11 protein-coding genes are annotated in these 20,827 nt (G+C 38.9%); 5 read left to right on the top strand and 6 right to left on the bottom strand.

From position 1 onward, the window contains the following. Positions 1 to 262: 262 nt before the first annotated feature. Positions 263 to 4,285, bottom strand: coding sequence for a rhombosortase-dependent M36 family metallopeptidase (locus I6E72_RS08365; protein WP_197111840.1), 4,023 nt, complete (start codon positions 4,283 to 4,285; stop codon positions 263 to 265). A 149-nt stretch (positions 4,286 to 4,434) separates the two neighbouring features. Here I6E72_RS08365 and I6E72_RS08360 point away from each other — a divergent pair, with 149 nt between their 5' ends. From I6E72_RS08360 to I6E72_RS08345, 4 genes are all read left to right on the top strand, one after another. Then, entirely contained in the window at positions 4,435 to 4,959 is a 525-nt protein-coding gene (locus I6E72_RS08360) for a hypothetical protein (RefSeq protein ID WP_007583632.1), read from the top strand. 811 nt (positions 4,960 to 5,770) lie between these two features. Continuing rightward, positions 5,771 to 7,582 (top strand): glycoside hydrolase family 3 protein, encoded by a 1,812-nt coding sequence (locus I6E72_RS08355; RefSeq protein WP_197111839.1) that lies wholly within the window; start codon positions 5,771 to 5,773, stop codon positions 7,580 to 7,582. A gap of 1 nt (position 7,583) precedes the next feature. Beyond that, positions 7,584 to 8,318 (top strand): 5-oxoprolinase subunit PxpA, encoded by a 735-nt coding sequence (locus tag I6E72_RS08350; protein ID WP_197111837.1) that lies wholly within the window; start codon positions 7,584 to 7,586, stop codon positions 8,316 to 8,318. Positions 8,319 to 8,470: 152 nt separating this feature from the next. Next, the gene (locus I6E72_RS08345; RefSeq protein ID WP_197111835.1) at positions 8,471 to 10,489 is read left to right on the top strand and encodes a S9 family peptidase; all 2,019 of its coding nucleotides are present in this window, start codon (positions 8,471 to 8,473) and stop codon (positions 10,487 to 10,489) included. An 816-nt stretch (positions 10,490 to 11,305) separates the two neighbouring features. Here I6E72_RS08345 and I6E72_RS08340 read toward each other — a convergent pair. Further along, a complete protein-coding gene (locus tag I6E72_RS08340) occupies positions 11,306 to 12,907 on the bottom strand; it encodes an isocitrate lyase (protein ID WP_007583624.1) in 1,602 nt (533 codons plus the stop codon). A 403-nt stretch (positions 12,908 to 13,310) separates the two neighbouring features. On the opposite strand from I6E72_RS08340, the gene I6E72_RS08335 reads away from it, so the two are divergent. Then, complete coding sequence (locus I6E72_RS08335; RefSeq protein WP_197111833.1) at positions 13,311 to 15,500, top strand: malate synthase G; 2,190 nt, start codon at positions 13,311 to 13,313, stop codon at positions 15,498 to 15,500. Between the two features lie 199 nt (positions 15,501 to 15,699). On the opposite strand, the gene I6E72_RS08330 is transcribed toward I6E72_RS08335, so the two are convergent. The 4 genes from I6E72_RS08330 to I6E72_RS08315 form a co-directional block, all read right to left on the bottom strand. Next, entirely contained in the window at positions 15,700 to 16,425 is a 726-nt protein-coding gene (locus I6E72_RS08330; RefSeq protein WP_007583619.1) for a YebC/PmpR family DNA-binding transcriptional regulator, read from the bottom strand. Positions 16,426 to 16,558: 133 nt separating this feature from the next. Then, positions 16,559 to 17,176: an HAD family hydrolase gene (locus I6E72_RS08325; RefSeq protein ID WP_007583617.1), complete on the bottom strand. Its 618-nt coding sequence runs from the start codon at positions 17,174 to 17,176 to the stop codon at positions 16,559 to 16,561. 319 nt (positions 17,177 to 17,495) lie between these two features. Continuing rightward, the gene (locus I6E72_RS08320; RefSeq protein WP_024609288.1) at positions 17,496 to 17,990 is read right to left on the bottom strand and encodes a DUF6702 family protein; all 495 of its coding nucleotides are present in this window, start codon (positions 17,988 to 17,990) and stop codon (positions 17,496 to 17,498) included. Next, positions 17,990 to 20,437, bottom strand: a complete 2,448-nt coding sequence (locus tag I6E72_RS08315) for a M1 family metallopeptidase (RefSeq protein WP_024592705.1) — start codon at positions 20,435 to 20,437, stop codon at positions 17,990 to 17,992. The genes I6E72_RS08320 and I6E72_RS08315 overlap by 1 nt, the downstream gene beginning before the upstream one ends. Positions 20,438 to 20,827: the final 390 nt, after the last annotated feature.

Below are 20,827 nucleotides of genomic sequence, written 5' to 3'. Positions count from 1 at the left end.
TTTATCCTTTAATCAGTAAAACTCTAGCCAACTAAGTGAACGCACCGAGGTTGTTTATTAAGCTTTAAGATATAAGTTGTTGATGTCGTATAAAAAGGCAATATGACTAATAGATAAGTCAAAGTGTATGGCCATGAAAAAGTTAATATGAGGTCAGGACTAAAAACATCACACTAAATTTATAAAAAAGGCCAGAAGCAAAAGCTACTGGCCTTTCATTAAAGCCGTCATGTGTTTAGAGACGACGGGATGTTATTTAAACTTATTTACTAACGTTTTTACGACGTCTATTAAACCATACTAATGGAGTAAGTAATAAAGCTATAAAGCCAAAACTACCACCACCGCTAGATTTTGCTTCTGTTACAGGCACTGTTGCTACCGCTTCATTTTTTACCATTATAGTACTTTGTTGAGTCACAGTTGTTACACCATCACTTACGGCAACTTCAAAAACAAGCTCTTCATCTGCAGTAATAGCTGCAGGTGTGAAGCTCAAAGTTGCTGTATCAGTACCAGTGAGCGTAGCATCACTACCGCTAACCTGAGTCCAAGCATAAGTTAGTGTTTGACCATTGCGATCTGACGCTGTTGCTGTAATTGTTCCTGTAGCAGATTCAGTAATTTCCGCTGATGCACTTTCGACTAAAACAAGTGGAGCTGCGTTATCACATGCTAGTGAATCACCCGCTACAAGTTCTGAAAATACAGGAGATAAAACGTTAGACATAGTTAGGTTATCAATCCACCAACCTAAATCACTTACTGCGCCATCTGATGAAATTCTAAAACGTACTTTTACTAAGTTGCCGTTTAGAGCATCACCAAAGTTGATAGTTTCATAATTACCATACGCGCCACTATCTTGTACGTTATTACCTGTGTATGTTTCACGTTCTTGAAGCTCTTGAGAATCGTTTTCGATTAGAACAGCGTCATAGCCAACATCAAATGTGCCGCCAATTTCAGTAGCATCAACCCAGTCACCACCATTAACACTAACTTCTACAACACCACCATCCCAGTTTTCCTCGATACTATAGAAATGCCAGAATGAAATTTCAAAGTCGCCAGAGTAACCGACTTCGAATGACTTGCTCTCTACTGCTACATCCGATTGGAAGCCATTATTTACAAGGCGCATTGCTTGTGTGCCTAGCCCAAAGCCACCTTGTTCAAAGAATGCAATATTACTACTATTATCCATTACTTGAGTGCCAGCAGCTAAATCACCACCAAACATTACGTTTTCTTTTAAATCTAATAGTGATGAACTTGCTACTTCCATATCATCTGAAACTACAGCTCCAACAGGCGTTTCTGATTTAAAGCCCATATTTACTTCAAACGTAAGTGTTTGATCAAGCGCTTCAACGATATCATCATCCGTTTCAATTTCAGGGAATGTGACTTCAATTTCTAGTGTTTCAGCTGTACCCGCTTCGTTCAAAGTAACTTTAATATCGTTACTTGTTATTGCTTCGTACGGTTGAACTTCACCAAAAGTAAGTAGGCCATCATTTTCAAATGTTACATCATGATCGCTTATAACTGTCAGTTGTGCTGTTGTACCACTAAGTACTTCACTACCACGGTTAGTAATTGTTACGCTAACCGTACTCGTTTCGCCTTTATCTAAAATATTGTCGTTAGTACAAAAACCAAGCTCTGTACCATTGTACATGTTGTTTAAGTCAGCACTTGCAAAAGCATAGCTAGAAAGCTGTGTTTTATCTGATTCAACTACACCAGTAAGGTCTTCACTGAAACGATCTGGCGATACTGCGCCAAGACCCATACCACGTTTAGCAAATGCGCCTACCATTAACTTGTAATCAGCAGGGTCTACTGCATAGGCAGCAGCTAAAATAGCATCACGTGCTTCAGTGTAGGTTGGTGCTATAGGTGTTAATTTGTAACCTGCAACTAAGTAATCTGCCATTCGAGTTTGTGCTTCATTAAAGCCATGCTCGTTAATAAGCGTTACGTAGTTTTCCCATAATACAGTTGCCCAAATTTCGCCGGCAGCATGAGGAGAAGCCACGCTTGTTGGTGAAATACCAATATCAGCACCAGCATTTTCAGTAATATGTCGGAACGATAATGCATTTACATCTGTATCAGTTGAATAAGGAAGACGACGAATACCGAAGTAGAAGTCTTCTACAAATGTGCCGCTACCATATGCTTTTTGGAACTTATCGTTACCTGTGATATTTATATCGCTTTCTTTAGCGATAAACATTAATGAGTGGAAATCGCCCCAGCCTTCGCCCATTGCGCGGCCTTGGAAGTTAATAAGGCCTGATGAATTACCGACTAAGCGGTTACTAATGTAGTGACCCCATTCATGAGCAATAATACCATTATCAAACGTACCATCTTTTAATGTTGCTTTGGTAAACATGTTTACAGTAACAACTTCACGAGCATCAATTAGGTCATACATTGCATGACCATCAGCGTAATTTAAACCCATATTTGGAATAGTTACAGTATCGTCTTCACCGCCCATTGGTGCCGGTTCTGCCGTATCTGGGTCATTATTAACAACGATAGTTGCTATTGCACCTGCATCTTGTGCATTTTTTACTTTAATTGTAAATGAGCATGAGCCACGGTCTACAATTGCAATTTTACCCGCTAGTTCAGCTGCATTTATAGCAGGCTCACAACCATCATTCACGCTTGTTGAATCTACTGTATTTCCATCATCTAAACGAACAACTTCTGCAGCCACATCACTGAATTGGTATTTACCAAAGCCAGATTCTTTTGTTGAAGCTAAAAGGCCTAAAGAGTCATGTGAAGTTACAGTAATACCAAAATCTACACCAACAACGGCATCTTTACTGTTGTACAAGTACATTTGCATACGTGGGCTAGCACCATCAGCTGGCGTAGACATATTTGCGTTATTACGACCTGAGTTATCTTGAGCCTGTGCTTCAATCGGGTCACCTTCTACGCCGCCACGACCAAAGTTAGATACTTGAGCTACATTTGACGTTTCATCAAAACCATGATCATAGAAAAAATCATGTAAAAAGTTATTCATATAAAACAAGTTAACAATAGCCGCTTTACGGTTTGCGTAGCTATTTGCAACTTCATCTACTTTATAAGGGTAGTCAAATGTGAAGTCTGCTGTTGTTTCAGCAGTAAAGTCACCTTCACTAAAGTCTTGAGGTGCAACCACATCTGCGTAAGCAAATACGTTATTACCTGATGTTGTCGTTGCATCATCAGCTAACCATGGGTCCATTGTGCTTAGTTTACTGTAGTAAGATAGAGATACCATTGGCGCGTCTAAAATCTCAGTCTCGTCTACTTGCCCTGGGCCATCTGCAGGAATTACGTCACCGTGCGGGCTTTCCATTGGGTAGCCATCTTGGTTAGCGTAAACACGGTAATTAAAGTCAGCTGCATGAGATTTCAAATCTTTCGCAAAATATACTTTGCTGTTATTCGAATCTACTACATAACTAAAGTAGTCACTTTCTAAAGAGCCAACTTCTGCTACTTCTACTTCAATGTAGTAAGCAGATTTAAGCTCGCCTGCAACTTCAAAAAACACTTCTTTTGCACGTGGTGTACCTAAAACAATCTTAGAGTCATCTAATGATTTAGCCTCATATTTTGCATATCCACCTTCATTACCAATTTTACGAAGTGAGACATCAATATTTGCTAATTCACTAAATGCTTTTTTTATACTTTGCTCAGAGCTTACAAAACCCGTTAATGCAGCAAGTTTATTTTTAGATGACGACGTATCAGCAAAATAACCCGAGCTTGCTACTAGGTTGTACTCTTTATCCATTAACAAGTTGTATTCGCGGTTAAAAACTTCTACACCGTTTACTTGTTGTTTATATTTAGCACTAATAGAACCACGTTTTTGCTCTGATAAATCAACCATAACAGCAGAAGATGCTGTTGTTTTACGATTACTAATACCTGTTAAAGTTTCAATATAAAAGTCAGCAGCATATTGATTACGGTTATCAGCTGCGATTAAAGCCATGTCAGGCTTACGCTGACCTATTGCTTGCCATAAAAATGTTGCTTTACCCATTTGTGCATCGTAAATAGATTTTTGACCCGATACAGTGGCGCGTTCGGCTAAGGTTCTCTGCTGAACAGCAGCTAAAGAAGTACCCTGAGTAACTGCATTTGTAGCACTTACATCATAAAATCGAGTTTGTTCAGCGGCGGTTAGCTCACCTGCTGCTAATGTTGATGCTACAACCATGGCAATAGTTGTTAATTTAAATTGAGACATGTATCCACCTGTTTGTATTTATTATATTAAAACACTTAATGTTTTTTAATTGATTATTTTATGTAAACGCATAGTTAAGTTGTTAATATACATACTTGAATGAAGCTGAATAGCTTTAAATTTAGAGAAAAGTAAACAAAGGTAAACGAATGCAAAAAATAATTTTTACAAGTTCAGTGCCAATAATTGCAGCTTTATTACTATCTGCATGTAATAACAGTGAAAAAACAGAGGTTAACAACTCTCAGGCGCTACCTAAAACAGCAGAAATCATTATAAAAGAACCATCTAAGAACCAGAAAACTGACACTATTTTCCCTAAAAAAGAAAGCAGTCAAGGTATTATGAAAAAAGCATCTAAAAGCATAAATTCATCTGGTGATAAGCTTATTTTTAACTCTGAGCAGTTATTTAAAGGCGACGTTATTTATAATCAGAACTTAAAGCAAAAAGGTGTAGTAACAGGTACTCTTACCATTACATTAAATACCGATTCTTTGCCTGATGAGTTAAAAAATAATTATGAGTTAGTTAAGTCGACAGCTCACAATTACACATTACTTGTTGAAAAGGATGTTGATATTGCAGGATTATCTAAAGATCTAAACAACTATAGCTCAGTGAGCAATGTAGAAGTTGCAATTGATTACTCACCTATCGAAACACATTTTTAATCAGCAACAATGCACTTATCACTACCATATTATTAACATGGTAAAGTACTTTGTCAGCACATTTGTAAACTTGGTCTATTTCGTTACTATGCTCAGACCAAGTTGCAATGCCAATAGGAGTTATTATAAATCCAATAGTTTACGTATTTATAGACTCAACGGCTTGACGCAATCGCTCTGCTATGTTTGCGCGCACTTTGCTGTTATTAGGTAAAAAATACAAACTCTTCTCTACCTAAACGCGCCACAATATTGTCTTTTCAAGATGATTTTTAGTTGAATAGGCAGGTTATTGCATTGCTGATTCTAAAGAGTATAAGTTGTTGATGCTAGTTTATTAGCGCAGGCATAGTTATTTTTAGTGTACGTTTTTAACTGCTCCTTTTGTGCTTGGTAGGTAGAATAAAAGCGACTTACTAAAGTACTAATAAAGGCTGTAATCGTTAAATGAAAAATAAGAAATCGAAGATTAAGGCTATTAATAATTCTTTCGAAAATGAATGCCATCCTAAGTATGAGGCATTCAATACTTGCACCTATAATTGAGCATAAAGCCTGCAATTACACCCTATTAAAAATTTATTATCTAATATCAATAAAGCCAGAAAAAATATAACTTTTCACTAAGTTCAAAACTATAATTTATCTTCAATTTTTACAATACGTTAATGGTTTTTGTAAAGAAAACCTTATTTTGCAGTTACTTTAAAAAGTAGTTAAGCTGCATACATTTATCTACTTTTTAGCCTTGGAGTGTGTTTTGCTAAATAAGTGTATTGTACCGTCTATCGTTTTTTTATCTGGGTGTTTAATGCCATTACAATCCTCGTTTGCTAAACCCGTGCTTTCTCTTGAACAACAACTTGGGCAAAAGTTAATACTCGACTTTCGCTACTTTTGCCAGCAAGGAGCAAGTAATAAATGCCGAACTCCAATGACCGAGTTACCTAATGAGCTTGCTACCGCTATTGCTAAATACGATATTGGTGGAGTTATTTTATTTTCTGAAAATACCCAATCAATAGAACAAACCATTACGCTTAATAGCCAATTGCAAACAGCTGCAAGTAAATCCAGTAGTAAGCTGCCGCTATTTATATCAATAGATCAAGAAGGCGGACGTGTAGCACGGTTACCACGCGATGTTGCTACATCATTTACCGGTAATATGTCGATTGGCGCAACCTACAAAAAACACGGTACGAGCTTTGCGACAAAAACAGCAACTGTTATATCTAAAGAACTAAACTCGCTGGGTATCAATGTAAATTACGCGCCTACGGTTGATGTAAACATGAACCCTGATAACCCTGTTATTAACGTACGCTCGTTTGGTGAAAATCCAGCATTAGTGAGTAAATTGGGCGCCGCACAGGTTGCAGGATTTGAGAACAACGGTGTTATTACCTCGTTAAAGCACTTCCCGGGCCACGGCGATACAAACGTAGATAGCCATACAGGTTTGCCTAAAGTAAACCATGCAAAAGAAGTTATTTACGAGCAAGACCTAGCACCGTTTAAGCACATTATCGCCAAGCAAAACCCAGGCATGATAATGACGGCGCATATTCAATACCCAGCGCTCGATAGCACAACGTTCATAAGTGTTAATGGCAAAACTATGATAAAACCGGCAACAATGTCGCGCGCAATCATTACTGATATTTTACGTGGTGAGCTTAATTACCAAGGTGTTGTAGTAACTGATGCGCTTGATATGGCTGGCATTAGTAACTTTTTTACACCAACTCAAGCGGTAATAAATACATTTTCAGCTGGAGCTGACATTGCCCTAATGCCCGTTGAAATTAGAACACCGGATGATTTAAACAAGCTCGATGACCTTATTAAAGAGCTTGTTGCAGCGGTTAAATCAAACCAACTTGATGAGCAAGAAATAGCACAATCAGCGATGCGTATAATTACGCTTAAAAATAAATTTAGGTTAAGCACTAATTTTGACCCTATTACCGCGCTCATAAATGCAAAGCAAACAATCGGCAGTGCAGCACATCGCGAAATAGAAGCGCAGCTTGCTGTTGAGGCAATAACGCAGGTTAAAAATAATAACAGTACTTTGCCGCTTAATTTAAAAGCAGGAAGTAATGTTCATATTATTATGCCCGACACGCGTAAATGTATGGCAATGCAGCAAGCGATTAAAGCTATCAGCCAGCAAAAATTCACTTATAGCTGTAGTAGCTTACAAGGGTTCGACCCTGCACTCGCAAAAGCACAAATACACGCTGCTGATGTAGTTATAGCCGGCAATGCAACACCTAATCAAAGTGCGGTAGAAATTGGCGGTATGGATGATTTAAAAGACGATCCTAATTTTGCACTTAATAATGCAGAGCAACCAAAAGCATTTGAGTCATTATTAAATATGGCAAAAGAAGAAAACAAAAGCACTGTTTTTATAAGCCTAAGAGCGCCTTACGACATTGCTAAATTTGGCAATTATGCAAATGCTGTACTTGCATCGTATGCATATAATATTGATGTAGATAAAAATGATATTGTATCTGGTCCTGCTTTTACCGCACTTGCAAAAGTGTTACTAGGAGAAGCAACGGCTAACGGCGTATTACCTGTCACAATAAAACCGCAAAAGGCGCACTAATATGAAACTCAATTGTGATTTAGGCGAAAGCTTTGGCGTGTGGAAAATGGGGCTAGACGATGACGTTATGCCACATATTGATATGGCTAATATTGCGTGTGGGTTCCATGCAGGTGATGCCGACGTAATGACAAACACTCTTGTACTTGCCAAGCAACATAACGTACAAATTGGTGCTCACCCAAGCTACCCAGATAAGCAAGGCTTTGGTAGGCGCTCAATGGTACTTAGCGAAAAAGAGCTTACAAATTGCCTGCATTATCAAATAGCCGCTATTGAGGGCATGGCAAAAGTACAAGGTTTAACACTTAGCTATGTTAAACCGCATGGCGCACTTTATAACGACATGATGGCTGATGAGCAAATATTACAAACCGTTATAAATGCAATTGCCAGCTACCCAATAGATTTGAAACTAATGGTCTTAGCGACTAAAAATGCCAATAAGCACATTCAAATAGCTAAAGGCTCAGGAGTTGATCTAGTACTCGAGGCATTTGCCGATAGACAGTACACCGACGACGGGCATTTAGTATCACGAACACTTGAGGGTAGTGTTCACAATAAAGCTGCATTACTAAAACAAGTAACTCAGCTTTTATCCGATGGCAGCGTGACAACACGAACTGGAAAAAAACTAACGCTCAACGCCCATAGCTTATGCGTACATGGCGACAACGCTGATGGCATAGCGCTTATAAAAGATATAAAAGCCCTTTGTAACTCAGCTAACTAAACTTTTACACAACCTCAAAGAGAAGCTGTAAACCCCCTTTACAGCTTTAACTCATAGAGTTAAATAAGAGCTTCATCGCATCCTACTGTTAATTTAATAATCCCTAACATATAACTACTTAGCAAATTAAAAAAGTAACAACAGGGATTAAAATGAAAAAGCTTTTAACACTTAGCCTCATTTTAGGCTGTAGCAATTTAGCCTACGCTGAAACAAATACACTACAACTGCAAGACGTGTTTAATTTAGAATATGCCAATCAAATAGATATAACCGAAGACGGTAAAACTGTTTATTTTGTGCGTAACCGCATGGATATAAAAACAGATCGCAAAGTTGGTAATATTTGGTCTGTTGATTACAAAACCAAACAAATGCAGCCGCTAACCTCTGGCGTGCATATGGATTATTCGCCAGTACTCTCTCCTGATGGTCAACGCCTTGCGTTTATATCAACTCGCGACGGCAGCAGCCAAATATATATTAAATGGCTTAAAACAGGTGCTATGGCAAAAATTAGTAATCTGACTAATAGCCCACGTGCGGTTACATGGAGCCCTGATTCTAGTCAGCTAATATTTAGCATGTTTGTTCCAAGCGCTACTTCAGCGCCAGTAAGCTTACCGGGCAAACCAAAAGATGCAACGTGGGCAGAGCCCGCTAAATTCATCGATGATGTTTATTATCGCTCAGATGGTGGCGGTTATACGCAAAAAGGTTTTAGCCAATTATTTTCCATAGACGCTAACGGTGGTAATGCCAAACAACTCACTCATGATGAATTTGATAACGCAGGCGATGTAAGTTTTAGTAACGATGGTAAGTCGCTTTATTTTTCTGCGAACAGGCACACAAACAACCAGCTAAAACCCACAAACAGTGAAATCTATCAACTCGAGTTAGCCACACAAAATATAACTAAAATTACTGACCGAAACGGACCTGACGAGCAGCCTAAAGTATCGCCCGATGGTCGTTACTTAGCGTACACAGGTTACGATGATAAACGCACTAACTACGAAAACGCTCAGCTTTATATTCGTGATTTAAAAACAGGTAACACAACTAGCTTAACGCCAGATTTTGATCGTAGCGTAGGTCAAATAAAATGGAGTGCAAACTCAAAAGGCATATACTTTAGCTATGCAGATAAAGGTCAAACTGCCCTCGCCTATCAACCACGCAGCGGCAAGCGTAAAATAATAACAACCCAAATTGGCAGTGTTGCCTTTGGTCGCCCTTATTCTGGTGGCGACTTTGATGTAAGCGAAGATGGCGAAGTAGCCTTTACCCTTGCCGATACTCAGCGCCCTGCTGATATAGCAACAATTAAACGCGGTAACGCGCAGCGTTTAACTACCCTTAATGCAGATGCATTGGGCGACAAAGCTTTGGCTAAAGTGGAAGAAATTTGGATTAAATCAAGTCACGATGAGTTACCTATTCAGGGATGGATTGCTTACCCACCAGAATTTGACCGCAGCAAAAAATATCCGCTAATACTAGAAATACATGGCGGTCCAGTAGCTAATTACGGTCCACACTTTAGCGCTGAAATTCAGCTGTTTGCAGCCAAAGGAAATGTCGTTTTATACATGAACCCACGTGGCAGTGATTCATACGGTAAAGAGTTTGCACAAACTATTCATCACAATTACCCAAGTAACGATTTTGATGACTTAATGACTGGCGTTGATGCGCTAATAGCGAAAGGCTTTATTGACGAGTCTAAATTGTTTGTAACCGGTGGCTCTGGCGGTGGCGTACTAACAGCTTGGATTGTAGGTCATACCGATCGCTTTGCTGCGGCTGTAGTTGCTAAGCCTGTTATTAATTGGATCAGCTTTGTACTAACTGCCGATTTTTACCCGTTTTTTGCTGATTACTGGTTTCCGGGTAAACCGTGGGATCACATCGAGCATTACATGAAGCGCTCGCCTATTAGTTATGTTGGAAACGTTAAAACTCCTACTATGTTGCTCACTGGCGAATCTGACTACCGTACACCAATATCAGAAACTGAGCAGTTTTATCAGGCATTAAAACTACAAGGCGTTGATACTGCAATGGTGCGCATTCCTAATGCATCGCATGGTATTACAGCTCGCCCATCAAACTTAATGACTAAAGTAGCTTATATTCAATGGTGGTTTGATAAACACACTAAATAAACTCTGGGTAATAAATTTATAGCTCAAATAAAAGCCACTTCAAATAAGTGGCTTTTGTATTTACCGCCTTAATATTCAAACTGTAAACCCCCTTTACACTTCTGTGACAGTTAAATATCGGACTTAGCTAAAACTTCAGTTAGTAAAATTTCGGTTTATAGCATTTTTTGTAACTTGAGTTGGTAAAAAATCGGTTTGAGTCACTGTTTATAGCCTATCAGTTAGTAAAATTTTGTTTTATAGCACAGAGAAGTTAGTAAAAAATCGGTTTATAAATTCGCTAAGTTTGCCTATTAAAGCAAAAATCAGTCACTTACCTGCCTTTTAAAGTTGTTGTAAACGCTTTTTACAGCAAAATCACCCCAAATATGCTGTTTTATGAAAGGTTAGTTAAACTCTGATCTGTAAATTCACTCAGGTAGTTAAATAGTGATCCAACATGATTTGGCAAGGGCGTGTTGAACTTTGGTGGGTTAATTTGCAGCAGTATGTTTGGTTTTTAGGCAAGGCGGAGCCTATGTAGTGTGGTTATTCCCCATGAATAGGCGATAACGTAGCATAAATACCAAACATGCGCTGCCCTTTGGGTTCTTTCTAGGGGCGATAAACTCTTTGTTGCTCGGTTTTTACTTAGCCCACTAGGTTACAAACCTCGCGCCGCGATTTAATCGCCCCTAGATTGAATAAATTTCAATCCACAAAGATCAACACGCCCTAGTTAAAGTCTGATCTGTAATTATGCTTCAATGTTCTAACTTTACTTAAAGCAATAAAAAAGGGCCTATTGGCCCTTGAGTAACACTATCTAGTTAGGAATTAAAACTGGTTCATGGTGTTATCTTCACCACCGGCTTTTAGCGCGTTATCACCAGAGAAGTATTCTTTGTGTGTATCGCCCATGTTAGACCCTGCTAGGTCTTGGTGCTTAACAGAAGCTTGCTCACGGCGAATTTCTTGGCGTTGTACATCACGTACATAAGCCAGCATACCCATATCGCCAAAATAACCTTCAGACAAAATATCAGTGCTCAACGCAGCTGTATGGTACGTAGGCAGAGTAATTAAGTGATGGAAAATACCTGCTTCACGTGCGCCATCGCGCTGGAAGTTTTGCACTAGTAAATCGGCTGCTTGCGCAAGTTCTGTTGCATCCATTTCTGGTGCCATAAGGCCTTTATTGTCGCCAAGGCTTGGGTAAGCACTAAGGTCACGGCCTGCTTCTTCCCACTCTTGATATACTTGCTCACGAAACTTAAGCGTCCAGTTAAACGAAGGCGAGTTGTTGTATACCAGTTTTGCATTTGGCACGTGTTCTTTAACACGATTTACCAGTTCTGCAATTTGCTTAACATGAGGTTTTTCTGTTTCAATCCACAGTAAATCAGCGCCCGACTGCAAGCTCGTAATACAATCTAGTACTACGCGGTCTTTTTCAGTGCCTTCGCGGAATTGAAATAAACCGTTATCTAGGCGAGTTGGTTTACATAACTGGCCATTAATTTTCATTGCTGTGTCGCCTTCATTTAAGTCATCAACACCGTTAATTGGCGTCGTTTCTAAAAATGCATTGTATTGGCTTGCTAAGTCACCTGGTGTTTGCGACACAGGTACTTTTTGAGTAAGGCTTGCACCTAATGAATCTGTACGTGCCACAATAATACCGTTATCAATACCAAGTTCTAAAAAGGCGTAACGTACTGCGTTAATCTTTGCTAAAAAGTCTTCGTGTGGAACGGTCACTTTACCCGCTTGGTGACCACATTGTTTGGCGTCAGATACTTGGTTTTCTATTTGAATGGCACACGCACCGGCTTCAATCATTTTTTTAGCCAGTAAGTAAGTTGCTTCTTCGTTACCAAAACCTGCGTCAATATCAGCAATAATTGGCACAACATGAGTTTCAAAGTTGTCTATTTTATCAATAACAGCTTGAACATCGCCGCCATTCGCTTTTGCTGCATCTAGGTCGTTAAACAAGTGGTCTAGTTCACGTGCATCAGCTTGCTTTAAAAATGTGTAAATTTCTTCAATTAATGCAGGTACCGATGTTTTTTCGTGCATGCTTTGATCTGGCAGCGGACCAAATGCAGAGCGAAGTGCTGCAACCATCCAGCCACTTAAGTATACATAGCTGCGTTTAGTTGTTTTTTGATGGCGCTTAATAGCCATCATCATTTGTTGGGCAGTAAAGCCATGCCAACACCCTAAAGATTGGGTGTACAGGCTTGTGTCGGCGTCATATGCAGCCATATCTTCACGCATAACGTCTGCTGTGTATTGCGCAATTTCAATCCCTGTACGAAAACGGTTTTGTAAACGCATACGGCTTGCGTATTCAGGGTTAATAGCTTTCCATGCGCTGCCTTGTGATTGGCAAAGAGTAGAGAGTGTGTCTGTTTCGCGTTGATATGTTGTCATAATAAAATCCTTCGAACGAGTGTGTAATACCAACCTGCATAAATCTTTGATCAATTTAACGAATTAAATTGCACTATAACGTCGTTAAAAATTTTTTATTTAGAATAACTAGATACAAAAATTTTTGCCTAGCTCTAGCGTAATTTTCTTAACGTTAAATAGACCCCATATATAAGCAGATTGGTATAAATTATTTTAATGTTGTGAGAGTGGCTAGGAGTGTGTGCTCCGTTTCGCTTGATTCAACATTAGGCTCCTTTTCTAGATTTAGTAAATTTATAGTTGTTATTGTGGCTATATATTTTGTGAATGGCTAAAAAGCACTCAACATTGCCTTTTTGAGTTATTGTTGCCTTAACGCACAAGCACACAACAACATCGCGACCGTTTAAGGAAGGCAATTATGTCCCACACTCTCACACATTCAGGACTTAGCGTAGACACACAACTCGCTGATTTTGTTAAAAATCAATTACTACCAGGCACTCACTTAAGTGAGCATCAATTTTGGCAAAGCTTTGCACATATAGTTCAAACACTTACCCCTACAAATAAGGCACTGCTTGAAAAGCGAGAATTGCTTCAACAGCAAATAGATGACTACCATCTTGCTAATAAAACGTGGGATAGCGTTAAGTACCATGCCTTTTTGCAAGATATTGGCTATTTAGTTAAAGAGCCTACCAACTTTGAAATTGAAACCCAAAATGTAGAACCCGAAGTAGCCCTTACAGCAGGTCCTCAGTTGGTTGTGCCCGTCAGTAACGCACGCTTTGCACTTAATGCCGCTAACGCACGTTGGGGTTCGTTATACGACGCTTTATACGGTACAGATGTGTTAAGCGAAGACGATGGAGCCGAAAAAAGCAATACCTACAATCCTGTTCGTGGTTTTAAGGTAATGGCCTACGCTCGCCAGTTTTTAGATAAAGCATTGCCGCTCACTAATGGCTCGCATATAGAAAGTACTAATTATTCAGTAGTAGATGGCGCACTTTTAATTACGTTACGTGATAGCTCTCAAACCACATTAGCTAACCCATCTCAGCTTATTGGCTATCAAGGTGAAGCACAAAACCCAACCGTAGTGTTATTAAAAAACAATGATTTACACATAGAGCTACATATCGATCACCACCACATTATTGGCCAAGCAGATAAAGCAGGCTTAAAAGATGTCGTGTTAGAGGCCGCGCTTACAACCATTATGGATTGTGAAGATTCTGTAGCTGCGGTAGATGCAGAAGATAAAGTACAAGTTTATAAAAATTGGCTTGGTTTGATGCAAGGTAACCTAGTTGAATCGTTTAAAAAAGGCGATAAAACTGTAGAGCGCACTCTGCAAAGTGATAAAACATACACAGCACTCGATGGCGGCACCGTTACTTTAAAAGGCCGTAGCATGATGTTTGTTAGAAACGTTGGTCATTTAATGACGAACCCTGCTATTACCGATGTGTACAATCAACCGGTATTTGAAGGCATTATGGATGCGATGTTTACTGCCACCGCTGCCCTGCACGACCTAAATAAAAAAACAGGTATTAAAAATACCAGCGCGCAAAGTATTAATATAGTAAAACCAAAAATGCATGGCCCTGAAGAGGTAGCGTTTACTAACACTTTATTTAGCTTAGTAGAGGAAGCGCTAAGCTTACCTAAAAACACGCTTAAAATTGGTATTATGGATGAAGAACGCCGTACTTCTGTAAACCTAAAAGCCTGTATTTATGCAGCTAAAGAGCGTGTTGTATTTATAAATACTGGATTTTTAGACCGCACAGGCGATGAAATTCATACCTCTATGCAAGCGGGTGTTGTGCTTCCAAAAGCACAGATTAAGCAGCAACCATGGATAAGCGCATATGAAGATCGCAACGTTGATATAGGTCTTGCTTGTGGCTTAAGTCATAAAGCACAAATAGGTAAAGGCATGTGGCCAATGCCAGATAAAATGGCATTAATGATGGAGCAAAAACAAGCTCACCCTAAATCAGGCGCTAATACAGCATGGGTGCCCTCCCCTACTGCGGCTACGCTTCATGCAATGCATTATCACGATGTAAACGTATTTACTGAGCAGCAAAGTATTGCTAAACGTACTATTGCTAGCCTTAATGACCTGCTTACACCGCCGCTAATGGCAGACCCTAAAAGGCTTTCAAAAGAAGATATTCAAAGCGAGCTTGAAAACAACGCACAAGGCATTTTAGGTTACGTTGTACGTTGGATTGATCAAGGCGTTGGCTGCTCAAAAGTACCCGACATTAACCATATCGGGCTAATGGAAGACAGAGCAACACTGCGTATTTCAAGCCAGCATATGGCTAATTGGTTGCTAAATGGCGTGTGTTCACAGGCGCAAATAAAATCAACAATGGCTAAAATGGCCAAAGTAGTTGATGGTCAAAACGAGCACGACACTGCGTATACACCCATGGCAATAAACGAAGAAACCCTTAATAACAGCATTGCGTTTCAAGCTGCACTTGCACTGGTTTTGGAGGGGGTAACACAACCTAGTGGTTACACTGAACCACTGCTACATAGCTACCGTATAAAATATAAAGCACAAAAAACGAATACGCTTTAACCGCTTAAGCAAAGTTCAGATTAAGTGCTAAACCAGCTTTTAAGCTGGTTTTTTATCGCCTAAAATTAGAATAACATCACTTTTAAGGCATTTTAAAGGTATATAGATAATACACATGAATATCTAACATTTATTCAAACGTAAAAAAACGTGTTTTGCATACACAAAACACGCTTTTTAAAGCTTTAGCTAATTAAATCTAATTTTTTACAATGGCATTGTGATAAATATTTTGTACATCGTCACAATCTTCAAGCATATTTATAAACTTATCAAAGTTAGCAATAACTTCTTCGTCTTCAATTTCAATATTAACTTGAGGAATAAACGTAATTTCGTCTACTTCAAAGTTAATGCCTTCAAATGCGTCTTCAAGGGCAGTTTTAGCTTTAAAATATTCTGTTGGTGGTGCAAATACCGATATTTTACCGTCCTCGGCTTCAACATCGCTAACATCAACATCAGCCATCATTAATGCTTCTAATACTATTTCGTCGTCATCACCCGCAAAGCCAAGTACCGCATAATGATCAAACATATGTGCTACGCAGCCAGGAGTACCAATTTTTGAGTCTGTTTTAGTAAACGGTAAGCGTACATCTTTAATTGTACGGTTCGGATTGTCAGTTAAACAGTCAACTATAACCATGCAATTACCAGGACCATAGCCTTCGTAACGGGCAACAGAGTAATCTTCCCCTGCGCCACCGGCTGCTTTTTCAATTGCTTTTTCAATAACGTGTGCGGGTACTTGGTCTTTTTTAGCTTTTTCGATTAGACGGCGTAGTGTTTGATTTACTTCGGGATCGGGATCGCCACTTTTTGCTGCAACGTAAATCTCTTTACCATACTTTGAGTTTACTTTTGTTTTTGCATTGGCTGTTTTGATCATAGAACTTTGACGAACTACAAATGCTCTGCCCATTTTGTGCCCCTAATGAATACGTTACGTTTTGCGGTATTTTACCAATTCAAAACGTATTGGGCTAGGAACAAACGTTATTTTGTAATTTAAATAACGTAGCACTTATTCTTAAATAAATTTAATAGTACGCTATTTAACATAACTCTATTTTTTCAGAATAACTCTCAACTAATGTCACTAATTCAACAAAGTCATGTAAAACGTAATCTGCCTGATCGGCATAAGCAGGCGTTGACTCTGGAGCGTATAAACACGCGCGCATATTTGCATTGTGCGCAGCTTGAATGTCGTAAAGGTAATCGCCTACATAAAGTAAATTTCTGGCGTTAATGTTCCAAAGTGTAGCAATGGCATTTAAAGCGCTGGGATCTGGCTTTGCTGGGGCATCGCTTCGCGTTAAAACTGTGCTGATAGGGAGTGGATTATTTTGTAATTTAATTGCCGCTGCTTTATCAAAATTGCGAGTAACAATCGCCATCGGAATATTTTTAGACTTTAAAGCATGAATAGCTTCACTCACACCAGGTAATATACTGGCATGTTGTGCATCTATTAATTCGTGTTGGTGAACTATATTCATTGCCTCTTCACGCATATACGGTGAGGGCAACTGAGCAATGTAATCAAGTAAGTCTTGCTCGCAAGGGCAACCTATTTGGGCCTTTATTAATGCAAAATCTAATTCTGATGAAACCAATGTTCCATCTAAATCAAAAATCACTCCAAAAATAGCCTCAACCTGAGTAGTCATATCATTCCCTGAATTTAGTTATTACTAAATGAAATTTAAACATAAAATTCTCTACTGCTTATGCCCTAGGCCGGTAAATACAAAGGGATAAATGAAACTAACTATATTTAAATATTAATACGCACCATTATCAATCTATTGATAACAAAGTAATTTAAGTGCTTGATATATCATGCGCAAAAAAAGGTAAATATACAAATTGAACTCACAAATTTTACGTAAATTTACAAATAACAGATCAAACATGAACGCAGTTTAAACGTATGAAGAAAACGCGCACATAAACTGCTGTGCGCGTCGGTTGGGGAAGTTTTAAATATTAATTTTGCTCAAAGCGGGCTTCGAGCCAAGTATCATCTTGAGCAAAGTTTAAAGTTTTAATCTTACCTTTGCCCTCAACGTTTACCATATTTACCTGAGATGGCCATAAATCACGAAGTGCGCCATTACTCATTTTAATTCCTTCAATATTTTCAGGAATTGGTGCTTCTTGGTAAACCCAAAAAAACTTACCATCAACTTGTGCCCCTACAAAGCTAAGTGGTAAAGGTTCGCCACTTAACGTTTGTAGAGCAACATGCGATTCAACATACTTAGCAAAACGTTGTTGGTCGGCTTTATTACTAATAATATCAATTTTGCCTTTAAACAATGTTCCTACGGCGTGTTCGGTATCATGTAAATAAAAGCGATGCATTAATTCAACATTATGCGTTCGTTTATTAAAAAGCACGGTTGTAACTGACGACTTTAGTTGATGCGCCATACTTGGCGCAGCAACTAAAAGGCAAACAATAATAAGCAAAAAGCGCATTATTGCTGCTCCTCACCGTCATCCTTTTCGTCTTTCTTCTCATCAGTTTTAAGCTCAGTTTTAATATCTTGCATGATATCGCGACTAACTTTAGCTTTACTCTTTTCCTTTTTAAACACTTCAATACGTGAAGGAATAATACGACGAGGGTAGTTATTGTTTTCAACATCTACGTCAGCTGTTTCCCAGCCTGGGTCAACAGTAACTGATACAAGCGGTTTGTTTTTATCGGTAACAATCAGCTTTTGAACGTTTTTATAATTACGACGCCAAATTTCAGCAGGAATATAGCGCTCTTCTTTAGTGCCATCTTCATATGTTAGCTCTAATAAAATAGGCATTACCAAACCACCAAGGTTTGAAAATTCCATAACGTAATAGTTTTTATCTTCTTCTAAAGCACGCTCAAGCGTTTTACGCTCCCACGGCTCTAAGCCTTTTAAAAACTTATTGTACGAGTTACGTTCTTTATTGGTTACAGTAAAACGGTCGTTTTCGTCATAAAAATCGGTAACATCAGAGTTTTTCTCAACCCATGTTTTTTTACCTTGTGCGCGGTTACGCTCAACAAATAATGAAGTAGGTTTGTCTGCTTCAATATCACGTAAACGGCTGTAATCAATATCAGGGTTTTTAGTGTCTAAACGTAGTTGATATACTTTATCTAAAGAGATATCTACATGGTCTGTGGTGTAAAACCAGCCACGCCAAAACCAATCTAAATCAACACCAGAGGCTTCTTCCATTGTACGGAAAAAATCAGCTGGAGTAGGGCGCTTGTATTTCCAGCGCTGAGCATACTCTTTAAATGCGAAGTCGAATAAGTCACGGCCTAAAATTACTTCACGTAAAATATTAAGGGCTGCTGCAGGTTTAGTATAAGCATTAGGACCTAAGCGTAATACACTGTCTGACTGAGTCATAACAGGTACTTGGTTTTCAGACTTCATGTAGCTCACTATATCGCGAGGCTCAACACCCCAAGGAATAGTAGGATCCCATTCACGACCAGCAACGCCATCTAAAAAGCTATTTAAGCCTTCATCCATCCACGTCCATTGGCGCTCATCTGAGTTAACAATCATTGGAAAGTAAATATGACCCACTTCATGAATAACTACGCCAAGTAAAAAGCGCTTTTCAGCTTGAGAATAAGTACGTGTACCATCATCTTGTAACTTAGTACGCGGGCCGTTAAAGGTAATCATTGGGTATTCCATGCCGCCAACAGGGCCATTTACCGATTGCGCAGTTGGGTATGGGTAGTCAAAAGAATACTTAGAGTACACTTCCATTGTGTGTACTACAGCTTCAGTTGAGTACTTCTCCCATAAGTCACCACCTTCTTTAGGGAAGAACGACATTGCCATAACTAAAGGCTGAACGTCACCACCTTGTTGATAACCCTTTGCATCCCACATAAACTTACGAGACGACGCCCAAGCAAAGTCACGTACGTTTTGCGCTTTAAAGTGCCACGTTTTAGTTTTGTCAGTGCCTTCTTTTTCGTTTTCTAGCGCTTCTTCTGCGTTAACAATAAACACAGGACGCTTAGATGTTTCAGCTTGCTTTAAACGTTTGCGCTGAGTACTTGTAAGTACTTTGCTCGCGTTATCAAGTTTACCTGTTGCCGATACAATGTGATCTGCCGGAACAGTAATCTCAACATCGTAATCACCAAACTCAAGCGTAAACTCACCAGAGCCTAAAAACGGCTTGTTTGTCCATGCTTCGTAATCGGTATAAGCGGCTAAACGAGGAAACCACTGAGCAATTAAGAATATGTCGTTGCCGTCTTCTTCAAAGTGCTCGTAACCAGAACGTGCACCCACTGCATCTTCTTCAACAATGTTGAAGGCAAAGTTCATGCTAAATTCGACTTCTTTACCTGGTTTTAATGGCTCGTTTAAATCGATGCGCATTAAGGTATCAACTACAGTTACGCGTAGCTCTTTACCATCGTCATCTTTTACGCCACTGATTGTATAACCCAGTTCGTTGTCGCTCATAAATTGCTGACGACGTAATTCACCTAAACTTAATTTAGCGGGCTTTTGAGCTGGTAAGCTTTCTAAAGTGCTTTTAAATGTTTTTGTTGTTTCGGCAATAGAGTCACTCTTAAAAATATTTTGATCTAACTGTAACCATAAATATTTAAGCGTATGTGGTGAGTTATTTTTATATTCAATGCTTTGACTACCAGTGATGCGGTGCTTTTTTTCATCTAGCTTCACATCAATATCGTAGTTTACACGTTGCTGCCAGTATTTTTCACCTGGTTCGCCAGCGGCACTACGATAAACATTGGGTGTAGGAAGTGCTTCGTCTAATTGACGAAATTTATCAACAAAAGAACCTTTTGTTTGCTCAACCGAAGACGCCATAGCTGCACTCGATATTGCGAATGGCAATACAAAAGCACTTAGCGTAAGACCTATTTTTTTCATTGTTAGTCCTAATATAATTTTGTGAGCGTACTTTGACAAATATACCAGTTAGCTTCAATAAATTAGCGACCAAGTACCGTATTTTTAGGGTGATGTTCACTTAGTTTTTTAGATTGAAAAATACAATTATTTTGTAACAAAATACGAATAGATAAAAACTGTAAAGGGGGTTTACAAAATTGGGTTTTAATAATGGTTTTGATCGGTTAAATACAAAGTCCCAGAACTTAAAAAATATTATTCGTTTTATATATATTGCTAAAAAAGTATTGCTTTGGCATTACCAGGTAAACCATTAATCCTACGTATAAGTATTACTAATTCGCAACAAGTAAAATGGCCTAAAAGCCCTTTCCACTGAACAAAAACACAGTGAAACGAGTAAATAAT

It is taken from the genome of Pseudoalteromonas sp. NSLLW24 (assembly GCF_015864725.1).
GTDB classification, from domain to species: Bacteria; Pseudomonadota; Gammaproteobacteria; order Enterobacterales; family Alteromonadaceae; genus Pseudoalteromonas; species Pseudoalteromonas arctica.
This window is presented reverse-complemented; position numbering and strand designations above follow the sequence as displayed.